Genomic DNA, 18,377 nt, shown 5'->3' with positions numbered 1-18,377 from the left:
ATTACCGAAATGGTTATGGACGACGGTTTGGTGTTGTTGGAATGTCTTTGGCACAGCGAAAGCCGAGTGCCGGATCGCGTGTCTCAGGGGGCACCTGAGTCCGCTTTGTTGTGGAGGCATACTTGCGCGGAAGTGAGAACCCACCGCCCCGGACAATCTTGGTGTTGGCAACTGGCTTAACGACGCTTCCTGGGTACGGACTATCATCCGATGCAGTCCACTCGGCGACGTTGCCCGCTAGATCGAGGACCCCCTCTGGAGTGGCACCCGATGGAAAATTCCCAACTGCTTTGGTGCGTCCAATCTTCGTCTCGGCTGAGTTGAGACAGCGTGCGTCAAACTGATTTCCCCACGGATACTGGCGGCCAGCGGTGCCGCGCGCTGCAAACTCCCATTCGACTTCACTTGGCAGCCGCTTGCCGGCCCAGGCCGCATAGGCGCGGGCATCGTCCCAGGAAACATTGCTGACCGGATAGTTTGCCGTGCCGGCTGGATAGTTCCTATCTACCCAATCCGGTGGCGCAGGGTGTCCAGTCGCCCGGATGAACGCCTCATATTCAATGTTGGTGACTTCGTGCTTATCAAGAAAAAATGGCGCAACAGTAACGCGGTGGGCCGGGGTTTCGGCTGGGTCTTCTGCTTGGTCACTCCCCATGCGAAAGTCACCGCCTAGAATGAAAACCATGCCCGGCGGCGGTGTTGGCTGCGGCGGTGACGGCACTTCTCTGTCTGGTGGTTGCGGCTTGGGGTCGGTCGGTTTTGGGTCTGTTGACCTAGCGGCACTTGAGCGATAGCCGGACGATGGCGCGATGACCCACCAGAACGTGATGCCGGCCGCCGTGAGCAGAATCAGCGCAAGTCCGATGCTGAGCAGCGGCAGAATCACATTTGATGACTCCTTCTGCTTATGCTGGGACTGGCTGTGCTGTGCCTGAATCTGGTTGATGATGGCTGTCACGCCGCTCCCTGGTGTCGGGGATGTGGGTGGATTGGAGATGGCAGATGGTATGGGGTGTAAGGGGGCTGGGGAAGGCATGGGCGACAGCGTGGCCTGTGGCAGCGCACCTGCCTGATTGGCAGACGGATTGACTAGTGCGGCGGCCGTAGGCGCACTCAGTCCGTTAGCGTTGCCAATCACGCTCTGAAGAGCCACGGCAAAATCACGTGCCGTCTGAAAGCGTTCGCGGTCATTGCGTCGGACAGCAATATCGAGGGTGGCAGCCAGCGCTGGAGAAATTTGTGGGGCGGCCGGCCGCCAGTTCGCTTCGCCACTGAGCGGGTCAACCAGCTCACGCGGAGAGCGTCCGGTGGCCAGGGTGATGGCGGTCATACCAAGGGCGTAGATGTCACTGGCCAGCGTTGGTCGCCCGGCCGCCTGTTCCAGTGGCATGTAGCCACTTGTACCAGCCATGATGGTATTGGCTCCCGACCCACTGCCATCCACCTGCGTCACTTCCTTAACAACGCCAAAATCAATGAGAACAGGCTGTCCATTGGCACGGCGCAGCATGATGTTGTCCGGTTTGATGTCACGGTGAATGATTGGGTTCGGGCGCGTGTGAATGTAGTCAATTGCCCGCAATGCTCCCAACAGGATGCTCACAATGGCGGCTTCAGACTGGGGGCCTTCCCGGCGAAGTTTTTGCGTGAGCGTCTCACCGTCAATCCACTCCTGAACGAGATAATACTGTTCGCCCTCAATGAAGTAGGCATACAACTCCGGGATACTGCCCTGCGAGCCACGCCCTAGCATTTCCAGGAGTGCCGCTTCGCGTTTGAACCGCTCGCGCACTGCTGGGGCCATCTGTGGGTCATGGTTCCACGTCAGATGCTTGATGACGCAGCGCCGGTTCGATGGAGAATGGGTATCCTCCGCTAAGTACGTTTTACCAAACGCGCCACTGCCAAGTTCTTGGAGCAGCCGGTACTGATTTTTGAGAAGCGTCATGCTCGCCGCCCCTGCGCTTTTGCTAGGAGAAATACCAGTGTTGGCTTTAGTTTCTACAATGTGAACAGAAAAACAGCAAGGGCCGCACCAGCGAGGGTGCAGGCAACGTTGACGGCCTCGTTGTCGAGATAACCGGCGTTTTCGGCTGTCGCGCCAAGCAGGCTATCCACGAGATTGCCACCCATGCCACCAATCGTAATACACCAGAGGGCGCGGCATAGGTTGGCGTCTGCCATCAGGCAAGCCAATGTGCCAAAGCCAAGTGCCGTGACCAGCCCGGCCACAAGTCCAAGGATCGAGACCGCGCCGTTATCACCAATCTGAGCCGGACGAAAGGTAAGGATGCTGTAGGGCGTGCCGCCGTAGGCTCGGCCAAGCTCACCGGCCACGGTGTCCGAGGCCGCTGCCGCAAATGAACCCAGCGCGGCTATGGTGAACAGCTCCGTATGCGGTGTCAGCACGGCAAGTGGCGCACACAGGGCGGCAACCCCAGCATTAGCGACAGCGTTGCGCCAAGTTCGCTTCGCCTGAGCGACCTTCTTGGCCCGCTTTTTCTCGTAGCCAATCTTCGAGGACACTGTCCCAACGATAAAAAAAGCCATCAGTCCAGCGACACCCGGCCAACCAAGCCCGGCATAAAGGGCAAATGCAAAGATCACGCCAGTGATGACGCCAGACCAATCTACCGATTTGGTTGCGCTGGCAATGACGCCGAGTGAGACGGCGAGCAGGAGTGCCGTGGGCATTCGGGACAGGACACCAGCCTGTGCTGCTTGCCAGGCGTTCAGATCAACTTGCGCTGCCAGGAAAAAGACTAGGGCTGCCGCGCCGGCGACCAGTGGATTGTCGCAAATATCATACGGAAGTGATTCAAGCAGTGCGGCAACGATGGCCGCCACCAAAATGACCACCGCCAGTCCCAATGGGGTAAAGGGATACCCCCCGACCACGAGAACCGTGGCCAATGTGCCAAGCCACCCAAAGAGGATGAACCCCAGGGTTCCAAAAAGACTCTTACGTGGATTCCACCCCAGACGGGGGCCGCGGATGCCTTGCCCGCAAACAACGGCCATACCGTCTCCGTAGGCCATCATTGCCCACCCACCCGCGACAATCCACAAATCATTGGGAAAGAGTAATGTCAAAACGACCACAGCGGCCGGATAGGCAATCACACCGACTGAATAGCCCTTTGCTTGCTCATGAGAGCGAAGCAGGCTGGGCATCCACTTGGGCAGCACCCAGGCTAGGGCGAGTCCCGATAGCCCCATCAGGAGCGTCTGCCAGAACGAAACGACGACTAGCGCAAAAAGTCCCATGCCGACATGCACCAGTCGCCGACGCATCTCCGAGCTGTCCGCTACGCCGGCCAACGACGCCGCGCGCCAAGGATGGTCAAAAACTTCCATCACGCGCACTCACTTCAAAGGAAAAAGGCAGGGGACGCCTGTGCCGCCTGCCTTCAACCTACTGAACCTGTGCCTTGCTGGGCAAACTGTTTTGGGTGGGGGATGGTAGAAAAGGCTCGACCTCCTCACCTGACTCCTCAACTGAGGAACATAAGCATCTTGACGAAAAGCTTTGGTATGTAGTTACCAAACGCGCCAATGATGCAGATGGCGAGCAGCACGCCAAACCAAGCCCAAGCTACTTTGCTGATGTCTTCCATGATGGCATCCTCCAAATCACTTTCAAAAAGTTAGACGTGGGACGCTTTGTCAATCATGCTACCACACTTGGCATTGTGTGAAAGAAGACCTTTTTTGTGGACGCTTATGCTACAAGAAAAAGTCAACCGGTTGAAAAACCGGCCAGTTGCTAGGTAACTGAGTGCTCCACAGACAAAACCACGTTCAAGTAAGGTAACCAAATGACGCCTACGGGTTTGACCGGAAAAACATTGTTTATCACAGGTGCCAGTCGTGGTATCGGGCTAGCCATCGCGCTGCGCGCGGCCCGCGATGGTGCCAACATTGCCATTGCGGCCAAAACAGCCGAGCCACACCCAAAGCTACCCGGCACTGTCTATACAGCAGCGGCTGAGGTTGAAGCTGCGGGTGGCAAGGCGCTACCACTCGTCGTGGACATTCAAGATGAGAACCAAGTTACCGCCGCCGTGGCCCGCACCGTGGACACATTCGGTGGCATTGATATCTTGATCAACAACGCGAGTGCCATCAGCTTGACCCCGACCTTGCAGACGCCAATGAAGCGCTACGACCTGATGCATCGGATCAATACGCGCGGCACGTTTGTGTGCTCTCAGGCGGTGCTCCCACACTTGCTGAGGTCCGAAAATCCCCACATTCTGAACATCTCCCCGCCACTCAACATGGAAGCGCGGTGGTTCGCGCCGCATGTGGCCTACACCATGGCGAAGTACGGCATGAGCATGTGCGTCCTCGGCATGGCGGAGGAGTTTCGCCATCAAGGCGTTGGGGTCAACGCCCTGTGGCCGCGCACGGCAATTGCCACGGCGGCTGTCCAGAATTTGCTTGGTGGTGATGAGACCATCCGCCGCTGCCGGACTCCAGAAATCATGGCCGACGCCGCCCATGCCATTCTCACCCGGTCAAGTCGGGACTGCACCGGCAACTTTTTCATTGATGAAGATGTATTGCGGGCGACGGGGGTCACCGACTTCACGCGCTACGCCGTCGATCCAACGGCAGACCTGCTGCCCGATTTTTTTGTCTAAAGCTTTCGCAATCAAAAGGTTATAACTTTCAACGATGCTTCGCCTGACGATTCGTCAAGTTATTTGGCTAGTCATTGCCGCGTCCGTTCTTGGCGGCGGTGGGATCACCATCGCAGCTTACTTCACCGCAAAGTGGCTCGATGCCCAGCCGTCACCGCCGGCTGTCTCGCCGACCGTCAACTCCGACCCGCTGCCAGACGCCGAGCCACCTCAGCAGTTAGACGCGGATGAGCGGAACAACATCACCGTTTATGAGCGGGTCAGTCCCGGCGTGGTCAACATCAACACGACCTCTTTCGTCGAGGATTTCTTCTTTGGGGCGTACCCGCAACAAGGCAGCGGATCGGGTTCGATCATTGACGCCAAAGGGCATATTTTGACCAACTACCACGTCATCGAAGGCGCGAGCCGGTTGGATGTCACGCTGTCCGACAACACGTCTTATCCGGCGACCGTGGTCGGTGCTGATCCTGACAATGACCTGGCCATCATTCGCATCCAGGCCCCGGCCGATCGCTTGCGGGTCGTGCCGCTTGGTTCGTCGCGCAACCTGAGAGTCGGGCAGAAAGTCCTGGCAATCGGCAACCCGTTTGGGCTGAACCAGACCCTGACCTCTGGCATCATCAGCGCTCTGGGGCGGCCGCTCCGCAGTGAGAATGGGCGCACGATAGAGAATGTCATCCAGACGGATGCCTCGATCAATCCTGGTAACTCTGGTGGTCCGCTACTCAACTCAGCCGGAGAGATGATTGGCATCAACACGGCGATTTACTCGCCGCGTGGCGGAAGTGTTGGGATTGGCTTTGCCGTGCCGGTCGAGGTCGCCAAGCAGATTATTCCCGACCTGCTGGAATATGGTCGTGTCCGGCGTCCGTGGCTGGGCATCACGAACACCTATCAACTCAATGCGCGGCTGGCGCAGCGCCTCAACTTACCAGTGAGTGAAGGCTTGATTCTGACCGGCATTGCGCCCCGTGGTCCCGCAGCGCAAGCCGGTCTATACGCAAGTGATCGGGTCGTCCAGCGGGGGGCGCAAATTGTGGTTGGCGATGTGATTGTCAAAGTTGGAGAAGTTTCCATCAAGTCAAACGACGACTTATACCGGTCGCTCCGCGACAAGAAGATTGGTGACAGCGTGCCTGTTACTGTCATCCGTGCCGGACAATCGCTGACGGTCAACATAACGCTCCAGGAGCGACCAAGCTGACGGCCAACCTGGCGAGCTTGGAAACCAAAGCCACAAAAGGACTCACCGAACCGCAAGCCAGCAGAAAAACCGCAAGCCAGCAGAAAAACCGCAAGCCAGCAGAAAAAAGGCGGTGTCAGTGGCTTTGCGCCGTGACACCGCCCTTGTGGCTTTGTCATGGAAAAGTGTGGGCCTTTCGCTAGGGTGACATGATTTTTGAACCCGGTTCGTTTGGCTGCCCTCAGCTCTACTTGTTCTTGGTTTTTCTATGGCGAAAGGGTTTAGGCCGCGGTTGGCGGCAGATACTTGACGATTGGCTTGGCGCAGACCGGCGCGGAAACCTGTGCTCGCACGAAACAGTCTCGACACAGCACTGGCCGGCCCTGGGTTGGTAAAAAGGGAACGGTGGTTTGGATGCCGCACTCCGCACATTCAACCTCAACCTGGATGCGCGGGCGACTGCCATCTGTCGCCATCATGCTCAACAGTTGATTGAAGCGCTCGTTCTTGCGTGTTTTGCACGGCTTGCAGCGCTTCGGAGGATTTTTCAAGCCCTTGTCAAAAAAGAATTGCTGCTCGCCAGCCGTGAAGACAAATGGCGCATTGCACTCAACGCAGTTGAGGTGGATGTCTTCAAAGGTTGGCGCGAGTACGTTGTCCTCGGCGTCTATCATGAACATAGCTCCTTAAAGTGTTGACTCCCTTCCTTCCGCAAATGCGGGGCGCGGGGGTTACCCTGACCAATGCTTCCGCTCACACCACCACGCCTGCCGATGGCTGTGGAAAAACAACGCCCACGCCGTGACCGGTCGGTGGTCCGTTCCCCCCTTGCTCACTCTTGACAAATCTGCGAAATCTTTTTTGGACATATATTTATCTATTGAAGGCTAAAGTAAGTGTCAAGCCCTCATTTGCGCTTCGACCGCCAGTCGTGTGACTTCTGATGCGTCAACTTGTTGATCTACATCGAGTTAGTGCAATTGACTGACTGAAATCTTTTTTTTTGTTCAGTTTAGTTGCTTAGAGTTCGTGTAGCTTCTCATGGGTTATTTACAGTTGCCTGTGGATGCTTTGTGGAACCCGGGAAGCTTTACAAGGGCGGATGGAGCCGGATGCACTGTCCCCCTTCACCCGTACCAGCGCTCGTGATATGAGGCCACAGCGGTTCTGCCGAGCGTTGACACCGGTGGCGACATCGAGCGTCACAGGCTACCAGGACTAACATTTATTTGAGCCATGCCCAGCCCTCTACACGGGTTGGTCTTGACACCTTGCAAGGCGGCCCACAAGATTCGGGCGCATCACAAAGCGTTCAGTGTGGCTGGACCCGTATGTTATCGCTTGTGCTTCAGATACGCGGTTCAGACACCCAGGCTTGAGAACGTTTGACCGTGGATTGCGCTAGGCTCGTGAGCGGCTGGTGCAACCCGAGATTGTCGCCCGAAGTCAGATTCATTACCGGGGAATCACTACACCCACACAGGAGAAACACAGGACTCATGAAGCCCATCAAACACGCTGAGAAAGCGCTGTCGAAAATTGCGGGAGGGCTGTTCGAAGCCATTCAATCGGTCAATAAGTACCGCCCAGCGCCATCGTTCACCCCCAAGTGGTCAGATAAGCCGATGCTCAAGTCGTGGCAAAAGACCAAGCCAACCCTTGGCTGGCCACGCACGACCGACTCGCTTTGCCCAAAATGCGTCAAAGAGGCGCGCGAGAAAATTCTGAGTGGTGAAGTGGATTACACGATTCTCATCAACGAGCGTGTTGGCGAAATCAAAGCCCAAATCGTCAAGCGGCATAATCCAGAGACCGGGCGCGACGAAGTCTGGATGGAAAAGGAATGCCCAATCCATGGCAAGTTTGAAGACCTGATGGCCATGGATGCTGACTTTTTGTCCCATATCGAGGCTCAGTTCCCAGGGCGTGACATTGATGCCCACAACGACGCGAAGCTGCACAATCACGGCACGAGTTCAATCAAGCATGGGCGCGGCTCGGTGTTGACCATTGATCTGACCAATCGCTGCAACATGATGTGTGATCCGTGCTTTATGGACGCCAACCAAGTGGGCTTCGTGCATGAATTGTCACTTGAGGAAGTCAAAGAGATTTTGGATAACGCCATTAGCATCAAGCCCCGCCGACAAATGTCAGTCCAGTTTTCGGGCGGTGAGCCGACGTTATCACCACATTTCTTTGAGGCCATTCGGTATGCACGTGAACTGGGTTACAACAGTGTCCAGTGCGCCACCAACGGCATTGAGTTTGCCAAGAGCAAGGAGTTTTGCCGCCGGGCTGCCGAAGCTGGACTGCGTTATGTCTATCTTCAGTTTGACGGCATTGGAAACGACGCTAACAGCCATCGCCAGGTCGGCAACCTGTTTGATGTGAAGCTCCGGGCAATCGAAAACCTTCATGAAGCCGGGGTGGAAATCGTCCTTGTCGTCACGCTGGTCAACGGCATTACCAACGATCAGGTCGCGCCGGTGATTCGGTTCGCGCTCGATAACCCCAAGAAAATCGCCTTTATTTCGTTCCAGCCAGTTTCGTTCACCGGGCGCGACGAAGACATCACCGATGAACGGCGGCTGCGTCAGCGCTACACCCTGTCGCACTTGGCGCACGACGTGAAAGACCAAGTGGGGATTACCGAACCAACCCGTGACTGGTTTCCGATCTCGGTCATGAGCACCATCGCTGACTTTGCCGACCTCGCCCACGGGCCAGAGGCCCAGTTTGGTCACCTGAGTTGCGGATGCCATCCAAACTGTGGCGTTGGCACGGCTGTGATGATTGACAAAGAAACCAAGGAAATGGTGCCCGTGCCAGAGTTCATCAACGTGCCGCAACTGCTCAAGGACATGCAGACCATCACGGACGCGGGACGCGGGCGGGCTTTCTCGTCGTTTATGATGGCGCTGTCACTGCTGCGGAACTATGACGCCTACAAGTCGCCCACGCACTTTACCCTCAAGTCATTGATAGAGAAGTTTGACAAATCGCTGGGTATTTCCGGCCGCGACTACGGCAGCGTGAAGGGCAACCGAACCCGTGAAGACATCGAGAAGCGCCGGCGTGATCGGTGGAACTTCCTGTTCATTGCCGGCATGTGGTTCCAGGACCTGTTCAATTACGACTTCCGTCGGACGGAAATGTGCATCATCCCCTACGGCACGCAGGAAGGTGAAATTTCCTTTTGCGCCTACAACACCGGGGTTGGCTGGCGAAACATCATCGAAGACATGCACAAAAACGCCACTGTCGCCAAGTGGTACAAAGAGCATGGCAAGCATGAAATCTACGCCAAGGGCCGCAATGTCGCGCTGTCGGAAGCCCCATACACCCTCAACATCAACGCTGAAGACGCCGCACGGGTCCGCCCACGCGATGAAGACGTACCCATGACGGCGGCTGAAGAGAAGCGCCTGATGGAAAAACTCTTCAAAGAAAAAGTCCTCGGTATCAAGAACGGCGAGACGAAGCTCGTCCAGCTTGGTCGCGCCAAGAAGGCAACCGCTAACAGTAATGGCGTGGCGGTCCAAGCGGCTCAGGCGGGTGCGGCGGCCGCGGCAAGCGCCAATGGGGTGTCGGTAGTGAAGTAATCAGGACGATTGCGCTGAACCGGGCTAATCTCTCGTGGCTGGCGGGGCGACCTATGAGTCGTCCCGCCATTTTTTGCCCTCGATACCCTTCTAGATTAGTAGCGTAAGTTTTCTAACATATTCAGAATCATATACTTGCAACGGAAAAAAGGTGGAAATTAGCCTAGCCACCAGCACGCGCCTTCGTCTATAAGCGGGCCTTGCGCAGGGCACGCCTGCGCACAGTGAAGCGTCAAGTCTGCACCAATTGGGGTTTCAATAGACCATGTCCGACGAAACGAAGCCGGTACCAGAGGCGGCGTCACCAACCGAGAAAGCTCCCGCCAACGGCCCTGCCGCAACGGCGGCACCTGACCCGCCAGTTGACCCTGAGCGTGAAGCCAAGATTGCGGCCGCCAAGGCCAAGGCAGCCGCGGCTAAAGCCGCCCGCGAAGCAGCTTCCGCTGGGACAGCAGCCGGTGATGGCGCTCGCGACGGGGACGCGCCAAAGGCTGCGCCGGCAAAAGTGGCGGCCAAAGCTCCCGCCAAGGCCGCTGCCAAGGCTCCAGCCAAGAAGGAAGCGGCTCCGGCCTATGCCGACATCAAAGATGATAACTTCATTGCCGGTTTGCGGGCCGCTTTTCAAGAAGACATCAAGGAAGCCGTGACCAGCAATGGTCAGCAAATCCTTCGGGTTGTTCCCGAACGCGCCCGTGATCTGCTGTGGTACTTGCGCTACGACGCTGCGATTCGGTTCGACCTCCTAACCGACGTCACGGCGGTGCACTATCCAGACCGCAAGGCTTTCGAGGTGGTTTACCAGCTCTATTCAATCCCAGAAAATCGGCGGCTGCGCGTCAAAGCTGAGTTGCCGGAAGAACAGTCCATCTACACCGTTTGTGATATTTGGGCGACAGCCAACTGGCTGGAGCGGGAGGTGTATGACATGTTCGGCATCCGCTTTGAGGGACATCCTGATCTCCGCCGCATTTTGTTGCCAGAGGGCTGGGTGGGATTTCCGCTGCGCAAAGAATATCCGGTTGAATACCGCCACAATGAATGGGTCGCTGAAAATCTCAATATCCTTGAAATTCCAGAAGGGGCTGACCTGACTGGAAAATTCGAGTAACCCCCGGCCAGAGCCTTGACCTTGCAGAGCCTTGACCTTGCTAGGAGTTAGTACGACCGATGAGCACGATTCCTCTCGTTACCCATCACACTGAAACCCTGTTCGACTCGGAGCAGATGGTGTTGAGCATGGGGCCGCAACATCCATCCACCCACGGCGTGCTCCGAGTCATTCTGAAGCTGGATGGCGAGCGGGTCGTTGACCTCGACTGCGACATTGGCTATCTCCACCGCGGGGCCGAGAAAATTTTTGAAAATCGGCTGTATCCGATGATTGCGCCATACCTGGACCGGCTGGATTACATTGCCGCCGTCTCCAACGGGTTGCTGTACGTGGAAACGGTGGAAAAGGCGATGGGATTGGAGGTCCCGCCACGTGCGCAGTACCTGCGGGTTATTCTGACCGAACTCAATCGGCTGGCGAGTCACCTGCTCTGGTTGGCGACCCACGCGCTTGATATTGGCGGGTTTACGGTTTTTCTGTACGCCTTCCGCGAGCGTGAAGAGATTCTCAAGATTTTTGAAAACTTCTTTGGCGCGCGTCTGACCTGCCATGCCTTCCGAATTGGTGGCATGAGCTATGACGCTTATCCGGAATTTGAAGCCCAAGTCCGGGCGTTCTGTGACCTGCTTCCCAAGCGGATCGAAGAGTATGAGACACTGCTCAACGAAAATCGCATCTGGCTGGGACGCACCGTGGGGATCGGCGTCATATCGGCGGAAGATGCCATCAGTCTCGGTTTGACGGGTGCGCCATTGCGCGGCTCTGGCGTGGATTATGACGTCCGTAAGACAGACCCTTACGAATGCTACGCCGACTTGGAGTTTGACATTCCGATTGGTGAAAACGGTGACACCTTTGACCGCTACTTGGTGCGTATGGAGGAAATGCGCCAGAGCCGGCGCATCATCATGCAGGCACTCGACAAGTTACCTGACGGACCCGTGATAGGAAAGGTTCCGAAAGTCATACGAGTTCCGGCCGGCGAGGTGTATCACTCGATTGAAGGGCCAAAGGGCGAGTTGGGTTTGTACCTCGTGTCCGATGGCGGGACGAAACCGTACCGTTTGCGCATGCGCCCGTCGTCATTCATTAACTTGGGCGCGCTGCGCAAAATGGCGGTTGGTTCGCTGATGTCGGATGTGGTGGCCGTGATTGGTTCGCTTGACATTGTATTGGGTGAGATTGACCGATGATGATGACCCCGTGGCCGTGGATGCCGGCGCTCAATGCATCTCCGCAGTGGCTTGAATCGCTTGTGCAGCAGGTTTATGCCTACCTACCAACTTGGTTGACGGCCAATCTGACGCCGACGGACGCCGCGGATTTCATCGTGTGGCCGCTGATTCAGATTGGAGTCATGCTCGTGGCGGTGCTGACGGCAGTCGCCTACTTGACCTTAGCTGAACGCAAGGTGAGCGCCTGGATTCAGGTGCGCGTTGGGCCAAATCGTACTGGGCCGCTCGGTTTGCTTCAGCCGGCTGCCGATGGCATCAAGCTGCTCATCAAGGAAGATGTCATCCCCTTCAAGGCCGACAAGACGGTTTTCACGCTCGCGCCCATCATCAGCATGGTGTGCGCGTTTATCGTCTTGGCCGTACTGCCCTATGGACCCCATTTCGCCAGTATCACGAACATCAACATTGGGTTGTTGTTTATCCTGTCGGTGTCGTCAGTGGGCGTGCTGGGCATTATCTTGGGCGGCTGGGCGTCCAATAGTAAGTACCCGCTGCTGGGCGCACTCCGTTCTTCGGCGCAGATGGTGAGCTATGAAGCCGCGATTGGGTTGACCATTGTTTCAGCGCTCATCTTTACGCGCACCTTCTCGATGCAGGGCATCGTCGAGGCCCAACGGAGCCTGGGCGTTTGGTTTGTGCTCTTTTTGTTTCCCTCATTCATTGTCTTTCTGGTTTCGGTGATTGCCGAAACCAATCGCGCCCCGTTTGATTTGGCCGAGGCTGAGTCAGAGCTGGTCGGTGGATTTCACACGGAATACAGTGGCTTTCGGTTCTCGATTTTCTTCATTGCCGAGTACGCCAATATGGTCGTCGTGGCGGCGATTGGCGCGACGCTTTACTTGGGTGGTTGGTACGTGCCGGGCATGGACTGGGTTGCCGCGCAGTTCCCGGAAGCCTATCGGGAAGCCGTGTTGACGCTCCTGGGCGTGACGGCCTTCGCCATCAAGTCTGGGGCAATCCTCTATCTCTTTATTTGGATGCGCTGGACGTTTCCGCGCTACCGCTATGACCAGTTGATGGAACTGGGATGGAAGTGGCTCATGCCGGCCGCACTGGCCAACATCGTGCTGACGGCGACCGTCTTCATCATCGGCAAGGAACTGGGACTGGTCCGCTCAGTCGGTGGGGTGCTGGAAATGGAATGGCAGGGCAAGTTGTTTTTCACCGTTGCTAGCCTGCTTTCGATGTTTCCGATTCTGGCCCTGCTCAACGCGATCAACCGCAACTCGAAGAGCTTCAATCTGCGCGCCCAGCGAACGACGATTCCCATCAGCACGCGCAAGGTCAAGCTCTCGCCAGGGGTTAAGACCGCTTAGTCCAGGGTGATTGATTCGGTTGGCGTTTTGCGGCGCTACCTTACACGGAGAGATGTATGCTGCTTGTTGGTTGGGAAGCGGTCTTTTTTTGGATGCTGACGCTGACGGCGCTCTTTGCGGCGGTGTTTACGGTGTCGGCGCGTAACCCGGTTCACTGCGCCCTCTTTCTCATTTCAACCCTGATTGCCACCGCCGCGCTCTTTCTCTTGCTGCGGGCTGAGTTTGTCGCCGGGGCGCAGATTCTGGTCTATGTGGGCGGCATTCTGGTGCTGTTTTTGTTTGTGTTGATGCTCGTCAACACGCGCAGCGAGGTTGAAAATCCCTTCAATCGGCAAGATAAGGCCGGCGTGGTCATTGCCGCGCTCGTGGGACTCTCGATATTGGGAGCGGTGACCTACACCCAGCAGAAGGGCGGCTTTTTCAAGACGCGCCCATCGGCGGACCGGATGGCGATAGAGAACGCCAGGCCGGATCCAAATGCGCCGGCCGGCGTCATTTCGGCCGATACGGAAACACTGGGCATTACGCTTTACACCCGCGCCGTGCTGCCGTTCGAGATCGCGTCGGTTCTCTTGCTAATGGCGATTGTGGGAGCCGTGTTGCTCGCACGTGACCGGAAACAGGAAGAAACTTACGACTAACAGCCGAGGAGCTTCACCGTGATGACACAATTGGCTTTGGCATTATGCTGGGCAGCTCAACAGTCTGCTGATGCCTCGCTCATGGAGCGTTACATTCAGGGACTCAAGGAAGTTGATACCTCGAAATTCCTTGTCTTGAGCGCCATCATTTTCAGCATTGGCATTGGCGGCGTCCTCATTCGGCGCAACATCATCGTCATTTTCATGGCCGTCGAGTTGATGCTCAGCGCTGCCAATCTGAACTTCATTGCCTTTGCACGCTATTGGCAGACCCAGGGCAGTCTGTATGCCTATAACGGCCACGTCATGACGATTTTCGTAATTGTTGTGGCGGCGGCAGAAGCCGCGCTTGGACTGGGGCTGCTCCTGGCGCTCTACCGCAACCGCGAAACCATCGCGGTAGATGAAATCAATCTCCTCAAGTGGTGATGCCGTTTATGTATCTCGTTGCACTGGTGCCTTTCTTTCCGCTGCTGGGATTTGTCATCAACGGCTTGTTTGCCAAGCGGCTGGGCTTTTCTGAAAAAGTTATCGGGGCCATTGCCTGCACCATGGTGGCAGCCTCGTTTGTGTGTTCGGCCGTTGCTGTGTATGAGTTCAGTCATTATGCCCACGACGCCAACGTGCAAAAGGCGGCCAAGCAGCGTGAAGCTGCATTGATGTCCCAGATGTCTGGCGCGGAAGACAAAGAAGCACTCCGCGCCAAGCAAGCCATCAAGGCCCAGTCGGCGACCGAGGCGGGCGACCACACCGCCGCTGGTGACCCCAAAGATGAGGGACACGAAGTTGTTGCCACGCCCTACATCGTGACGTTGTTTGAGTGGATGCCCGGCGGGGCGATGGCGGCAACCCTGGGCCCAAACGCCGGCCAGGCGATGGCGGATTTTTCGGTCAAGTGGGCTTACCAGCTTGACCAGCTTTCGGGCCTCTATATTTTGTTTGTCACGTTTGTGGCGTTCTTCATTCACTTGTTCGCCATCGGTTACATGCATGGCGACCCAAGCTTTCATCGGTTTTTTGCGTACCTGAACCTGTTCATGTTCATGATGCTCAACCTGGTGTTGGGCGCAAACTTCCTGATGACCTTCGTCGGCTGGGAAGGCGTCGGCTTGGCGTCGTACCTGCTCATCGGCTACTACCTGAAGAAACCCGAAGCCGGGGTGGCCGCCAAGAAGGCCTTCGTTATGAACCGCGTCGGTGACTTCGGGTTGATGCTGGCGATGATGGCAACCTTTGCGGTGTTTGGGACGCTCGACTACGCCGATGTCATGGTGATGGTCAAGGCCCTGCCGCAGGAACCACTGGGCCTGGCAGCATTGAGCTTCACAGGCGGCACGCTGACGGTCATTGCCCTGCTGATCTTCCTGGGTGCGGCTGGGAAAAGCGCGCAGATTCCACTCTACACGTGGTTACCCGATGCTATGGCCGGTCCAACTCCGGTGTCGGCACTCATCCACGCGGCGACGATGGTCACGGCCGGGGTCTATCTTGTGGCGCGGTGTAACCCACTCTTCCAGCGTGCGCCAACGGCCATGTTGACCGTAGCCGTAATCGGGATTGCCACGGCGTTTGTCGCGGCCACGATTGGCATCACCCAAACCGACATCAAAAAAGCCCTGGCGTACTCAACGGTTTCCCAACTTGGCTACATGTTTGTCGGCTGCGGCGTCGGGGCCTTTGTCGCTGGTGTGTTTCACGTCGTGACGCACGCTTTCTTCAAAGCCCAGCTTTTTCTTGGTTCTGGGAGCGTCATTCACGGTGGCTCACCCAGTGGCCACCAGCAGGAGATGACCTACTACGGCAACTTCAGAAAGTACATGCCGATCACCTTTGCCACGATGATGGTATCGCTGTTTGCCATCTGCGGCATCATTCCCTTTGCCGGGTTTTTCAGTAAGGACGAAATCCTGGCCAAGGCGCTGCACACACCCGTGTTCAGTCATGAGATAGGCCTGGCACTCTACGCCATGGGCTTTCTCACGGCTGGCGTGACCGCCTTTTACATGACACGCCTGATGTGCCTGACCTTCTTTGGCAAGGAACGGTTTCTGGAGGGCCCGGACTTTCAGCCCCATAAGGCAGGCGATGGACATGACCATGGCGATGACCACGGTCAGGGGCCAGCCTCGAAGGACTTCCACCCGCACGAATCGCCGTTGGTCATGACGCTACCGCTGGTCGTGCTGGCGGTGTTTGCCCTGGTGGCTGGTTTTGCCGGTGTGTCGGAAGAACTCACTGGCGGGGCTTTCCCCAACTACGTTCATCACTGGCTGGCCCCGGTCATGGATACCACGCTGTACCCAGAGAAACCGGTGACGGCCATCAATCCGACCGAGTGGCTACTGGCTATTGTCAGTGTCATCTGGGCGTTGGCGATGATGGGCCTGGCCTATTTCCTGTACGTCATTCGCCCGGAACTTCCCGAAAAGCTCGCCCAAACGCTGCGTCCACTCTACGTTCTGAGCGTCCGCAAGTGGTTCTGGGATGACTTCATTGATGTTTACCTCGTTGGCGCGTTCAAGAAAGTGAACCTTGGCGCATGGGGTGTGGATTTCGTTGTGGATTCGGTGGTCAACTTCTTCGCCTGGTTGACGCGCGCCAGTTCGGTCGTCTTCCGCACGGTACAGACCGGCCTCATGCAGAACTATGTCCTGGTGATGGCACTGGGCATTTTCTTGTTCATTGCCGGCCTGGGCTATCCGCTCTTCAGGGAGTTGTTTGCGCCGGGAAGTCGTCCATCACCGCCGTCGCAACCGCAGACGAGTCGCGTCATTCAGCCCTGACGGGCGTGGCGTTTGGGAAGCTTTACCGAGGAACGATACGGCATGCTACCGAGTAATGTTGTTTTCGCATCGAGTCCGGCCGAACTCTACATCGGGCCGGTTGGTATCCTGAGCCTGGTCACTTGGCTGCCATTGGTCGGGGCAGCGATCGTGTTCTTTCTGGACAAACGCAGTACAGACCTCATCAAACAGTTTGCCACGGTTTGGATGGCCGTGTGTTTTCTGGTTTCACTACCACTCGTGCTGATGTGGAACTACGACGTGCGTGGCTTGCAGTTCATGGAGACGGCCGAGTGGATTCCAATGATCGGCGCCAAGTACCAGCTCGGTGTGGATGGCTTCGCCCTGACGCTCGTCATGCTGACGACCTTTCTCGGCCCCATCGTGGCGCTCTGTTCGTGGAACTACATTGAAAAGCGGCAGAAGGAATACTACGCCCTGCTGCTCATCATGCAGTCGTTCATGATTGGCGTGTTTGCCGCGGCTGACCTATTTCTGTTTTACGTGCTGTTTGAGGTCATGCTGGTGCCGATGTACTTGCTCATCGGCATCTGGGGCGGGGAGCGCCGGCTGTATTCGGCCATCAAGTTTTTCGTGTACACGTTGGTCGGGTCGCTGCTCATGCTCGTTGCCGTGTTCAAGTTTTACTTCACGGCCGCGGAAACGGCGGCGAAGTATCCCCAGGAAGTCAAGGCGGCGGTTGAAGTCGTCGTGGGCAATAACGCGCCAATGCGCGGCATGGTGTTGGACGGCGTCGAAACGGCGCGGCGGGCCGGCGTCGCACGCGCGGCCCAGGCGGGCGGTGGAATGTATGACGTCGAACCAGCTCCATACGGAACGTTCAACATCTATGCTCTGCAAGCCATCGGTAGCGCGCGCGACGGACAGGGCAAGCCACTCGTGCCGCTGACATTGCAGTTGTGGCTCTTTGCCGGGTTTGCCCTGGCGCTGGCGATCAAAGTGCCGATGGTGCCGTTCCACACTTGGTTGCCGGATGCGCACGTTGAAGCTCCAACGGCCGGCTCGGCGATTCTGGCCGGTATTTTGCTCAAAATCGGCACGTATGGCTTTGTGCGGTTCAACTTCCCGATGTTTCCCGATGCCGCCATGGATGCGCGGGTCACCTCGGTCATGGGCACGCTGGCCATTCTCGGCATCGTGTATGGCTCGCTGGTGGCGCTGGCTCAAAAAGACATGAAAAAGACGATTGCGTATTCGTCGGTCGCCCACATGGGAACGACCATGCTTTCGCTCTTTGCCTTCAATCCAAACGGCATCAACGGGGCAGCGCTTCAGATGTTGAGCCACGGCGTAACCAGTGCGGCGCTCTTCATCATGATCGGGATTCTCTATGAGCGGCGGCATACGCGGCAGATTGCCGACTACGGCGGGATTGTCAGCTCGATGCCGGCATTTTCGGTAATGTTCATGATTGCGACGATGGCCAGCGTGGGGTTGCCGCTACTCAATGGTTTCGTTGGGGAGTTCATCGGCCTGCGTGGCGTCTTTGAGGCCAACGTGGTCTGGGCCTTTTGGGGTACAACCGGCATCATTCTGGGCGCGGCCTACATGCTCTGGCTCTATGAGCGAGTGTTTCTGGGGCCAGTCAAGAATCCCAAGAATGCCGACTTACCCGACCTGAGCGCCCGCGAGTGGGCCTATCTCACGCCACTCGTGGCCGCCATGATCATTTTTGGTGTGTATCCCAAGCCGCTGGTCACGCTGATCAACGGCACGACCGAAGTCGTTGTCCGCCAGATGCGGCCTACCTATTTTGCGCCACGGGACGCGGCTTCCCGCGAGGAAAAAGCGGCCGTGCGTCCGGCACAACCCACCACCGAACACTGAACAGTT

General features: G+C 57.0%; 14 protein-coding genes. 11 read left to right on the top strand and 3 right to left on the bottom strand.

Features of this window, described 5'->3' with window-relative positions; all coding sequences use genetic code 11:
- Window positions 1-13: 13 nt before the first annotated feature.
- Together J8C06_RS10140 and J8C06_RS10135 are read right to left on the bottom strand one after the other, a co-directional pair.
- Window positions 14-1,948: a bifunctional serine/threonine-protein kinase/formylglycine-generating enzyme family protein gene (locus tag J8C06_RS10140; RefSeq protein ID WP_211428579.1), complete on the bottom strand. Its 1,935-nt coding sequence runs from the start codon at window positions 1,946-1,948 to the stop codon at window positions 14-16.
- A 53-nt stretch (window positions 1,949-2,001) separates the two neighbouring features.
- Window positions 2,002-3,357: a DUF92 domain-containing protein gene (locus J8C06_RS10135; RefSeq protein ID WP_211428578.1), complete on the bottom strand. Its 1,356-nt coding sequence runs from the start codon at window positions 3,355-3,357 to the stop codon at window positions 2,002-2,004.
- 74 nt (window positions 3,358-3,431) lie between these two features.
- Here J8C06_RS10135 and J8C06_RS10130 point away from each other — a divergent pair, with 74 nt between their 5' ends.
- The 3 genes from J8C06_RS10130 to J8C06_RS10120 all read left to right on the top strand — a co-directional run bounded on the left by J8C06_RS10130 (window position 3,432) and on the right by J8C06_RS10120 (window position 5,853).
- Window positions 3,432-3,698 carry a hypothetical protein gene (locus J8C06_RS10130; protein ID WP_211428577.1) on the top strand — a complete coding sequence of 89 codons (267 nt, stop codon included), beginning with the start codon at window positions 3,432-3,434 and terminating at the stop codon, window positions 3,696-3,698.
- Window positions 3,699-3,818: 120 nt separating this feature from the next.
- A complete protein-coding gene (locus J8C06_RS10125) occupies window positions 3,819-4,646 on the top strand; it encodes an SDR family oxidoreductase (RefSeq protein ID WP_211428576.1) in 828 nt (275 codons plus the stop codon).
- Between the two features lie 34 nt (window positions 4,647-4,680).
- Window positions 4,681-5,853, top strand: a complete 1,173-nt coding sequence (locus tag J8C06_RS10120; RefSeq protein WP_211428575.1) for a S1C family serine protease — start codon at window positions 4,681-4,683, stop codon at window positions 5,851-5,853.
- 260 nt (window positions 5,854-6,113) lie between these two features.
- Here the strand turns inward: J8C06_RS10120 and J8C06_RS10115 are convergent, their stop codons facing one another.
- Window positions 6,114-6,506, bottom strand: a complete 393-nt coding sequence (locus J8C06_RS10115) for a zinc-ribbon domain containing protein (RefSeq protein ID WP_211428574.1) — start codon at window positions 6,504-6,506, stop codon at window positions 6,114-6,116.
- Window positions 6,507-7,331: 825 nt separating this feature from the next.
- On the opposite strand from J8C06_RS10115, the gene J8C06_RS10110 reads away from it, so the two are divergent.
- The 8 genes from J8C06_RS10110 to J8C06_RS10075 all read left to right on the top strand — a co-directional run bounded on the left by J8C06_RS10110 (window position 7,332) and on the right by J8C06_RS10075 (window position 18,371).
- Window positions 7,332-9,437, top strand: a complete 2,106-nt coding sequence (locus tag J8C06_RS10110; RefSeq protein ID WP_211428573.1) for a radical SAM protein — start codon at window positions 7,332-7,334, stop codon at window positions 9,435-9,437.
- Window positions 9,438-9,702: 265 nt separating this feature from the next.
- Window positions 9,703-10,545, top strand: coding sequence for an NADH-quinone oxidoreductase subunit C (locus J8C06_RS10105; RefSeq protein ID WP_211428572.1), 843 nt, complete (start codon window positions 9,703-9,705; stop codon window positions 10,543-10,545).
- A gap of 59 nt (window positions 10,546-10,604) precedes the next feature.
- Window positions 10,605-11,741 (top strand): NADH-quinone oxidoreductase subunit D, encoded by a 1,137-nt coding sequence (locus tag J8C06_RS10100; protein WP_455423701.1) that lies wholly within the window; start codon window positions 10,605-10,607, stop codon window positions 11,739-11,741.
- On the top strand, window positions 11,738-13,099 hold the full coding sequence (nuoH, locus tag J8C06_RS10095; protein WP_246602030.1) for an NADH-quinone oxidoreductase subunit NuoH: 1,362 nt from the start codon (window positions 11,738-11,740) through the stop codon (window positions 13,097-13,099). The genes J8C06_RS10100 and nuoH overlap by 4 nt, the downstream gene beginning before the upstream one ends.
- Window positions 13,100-13,155: 56 nt before the next feature.
- Window positions 13,156-13,740, top strand: coding sequence for an NADH-quinone oxidoreductase subunit J (locus J8C06_RS10090; RefSeq protein WP_211428571.1), 585 nt, complete (start codon window positions 13,156-13,158; stop codon window positions 13,738-13,740).
- 21 nt (window positions 13,741-13,761) lie between these two features.
- Window positions 13,762-14,169 carry an NADH-quinone oxidoreductase subunit NuoK gene (nuoK, locus tag J8C06_RS10085; protein WP_343216856.1) on the top strand — a complete coding sequence of 136 codons (408 nt, stop codon included), beginning with the start codon at window positions 13,762-13,764 and terminating at the stop codon, window positions 14,167-14,169.
- Window positions 14,170-14,177: 8 nt separating this feature from the next.
- The gene (gene nuoL / locus J8C06_RS10080; protein ID WP_211428570.1) at window positions 14,178-16,523 is read left to right on the top strand and encodes an NADH-quinone oxidoreductase subunit L; all 2,346 of its coding nucleotides are present in this window, start codon (window positions 14,178-14,180) and stop codon (window positions 16,521-16,523) included.
- A gap of 42 nt (window positions 16,524-16,565) precedes the next feature.
- Entirely contained in the window at window positions 16,566-18,371 is a 1,806-nt protein-coding gene (locus tag J8C06_RS10075) for a complex I subunit 4 family protein (RefSeq protein WP_211428569.1), read from the top strand.
- Window positions 18,372-18,377: the final 6 nt, after the last annotated feature.

The sequence above is a fragment of the Chloracidobacterium validum genome (assembly GCF_018304825.1).
In the GTDB taxonomy this organism is placed as follows: domain Bacteria; phylum Acidobacteriota; class Blastocatellia; order Chloracidobacteriales; family Chloracidobacteriaceae; genus Chloracidobacterium; species Chloracidobacterium validum.
The sequence above is the reverse complement of the archived record's forward strand: the minus strand, read 5'-3'. Positions and strand labels throughout refer to the sequence as shown.

What these genes read in the sequence shown, in the direction of transcription:
- J8C06_RS10140 (WP_211428579.1), bottom strand. Translation starts at nt 1,948, where the DNA reads ATGACGCTTCTCAAAAATCAGTACCGGCTGCTCCAAGAACTTGGCAGT.
- J8C06_RS10135 (WP_211428578.1), bottom strand. Translation starts at nt 3,357, where the DNA reads ATGGAAGTTTTTGACCATCCTTGGCGCGCGGCGTCGTTGGCCGGCGTA.
- J8C06_RS10125 (WP_211428576.1), top strand. Translation starts at nt 3,819, where the DNA reads ATGACGCCTACGGGTTTGACCGGAAAAACATTGTTTATCACAGGTGCC.
- J8C06_RS10120 (WP_211428575.1), top strand. Translation starts at nt 4,681, where the DNA reads ATGCTTCGCCTGACGATTCGTCAAGTTATTTGGCTAGTCATTGCCGCG.
- J8C06_RS10115 (WP_211428574.1), bottom strand. Translation starts at nt 6,506, where the DNA reads ATGATAGACGCCGAGGACAACGTACTCGCGCCAACCTTTGAAGACATC.
- J8C06_RS10110 (WP_211428573.1), top strand. Translation starts at nt 7,332, where the DNA reads ATGAAGCCCATCAAACACGCTGAGAAAGCGCTGTCGAAAATTGCGGGA.
- J8C06_RS10105 (WP_211428572.1), top strand. Translation starts at nt 9,703, where the DNA reads ATGTCCGACGAAACGAAGCCGGTACCAGAGGCGGCGTCACCAACCGAG.
- J8C06_RS10100 (WP_455423701.1), top strand. Translation starts at nt 10,605, where the DNA reads ATGAGCACGATTCCTCTCGTTACCCATCACACTGAAACCCTGTTCGAC.
- nuoH (WP_246602030.1), top strand. Translation starts at nt 11,738, where the DNA reads ATGATGATGACCCCGTGGCCGTGGATGCCGGCGCTCAATGCATCTCCG.
- J8C06_RS10090 (WP_211428571.1), top strand. Translation starts at nt 13,156, where the DNA reads ATGCTGCTTGTTGGTTGGGAAGCGGTCTTTTTTTGGATGCTGACGCTG.
- nuoK (WP_343216856.1), top strand. Translation starts at nt 13,762, where the DNA reads ATGACACAATTGGCTTTGGCATTATGCTGGGCAGCTCAACAGTCTGCT.
- nuoL (WP_211428570.1), top strand. Translation starts at nt 14,178, where the DNA reads ATGTATCTCGTTGCACTGGTGCCTTTCTTTCCGCTGCTGGGATTTGTC.
- J8C06_RS10075 (WP_211428569.1), top strand. Translation starts at nt 16,566, where the DNA reads ATGCTACCGAGTAATGTTGTTTTCGCATCGAGTCCGGCCGAACTCTAC.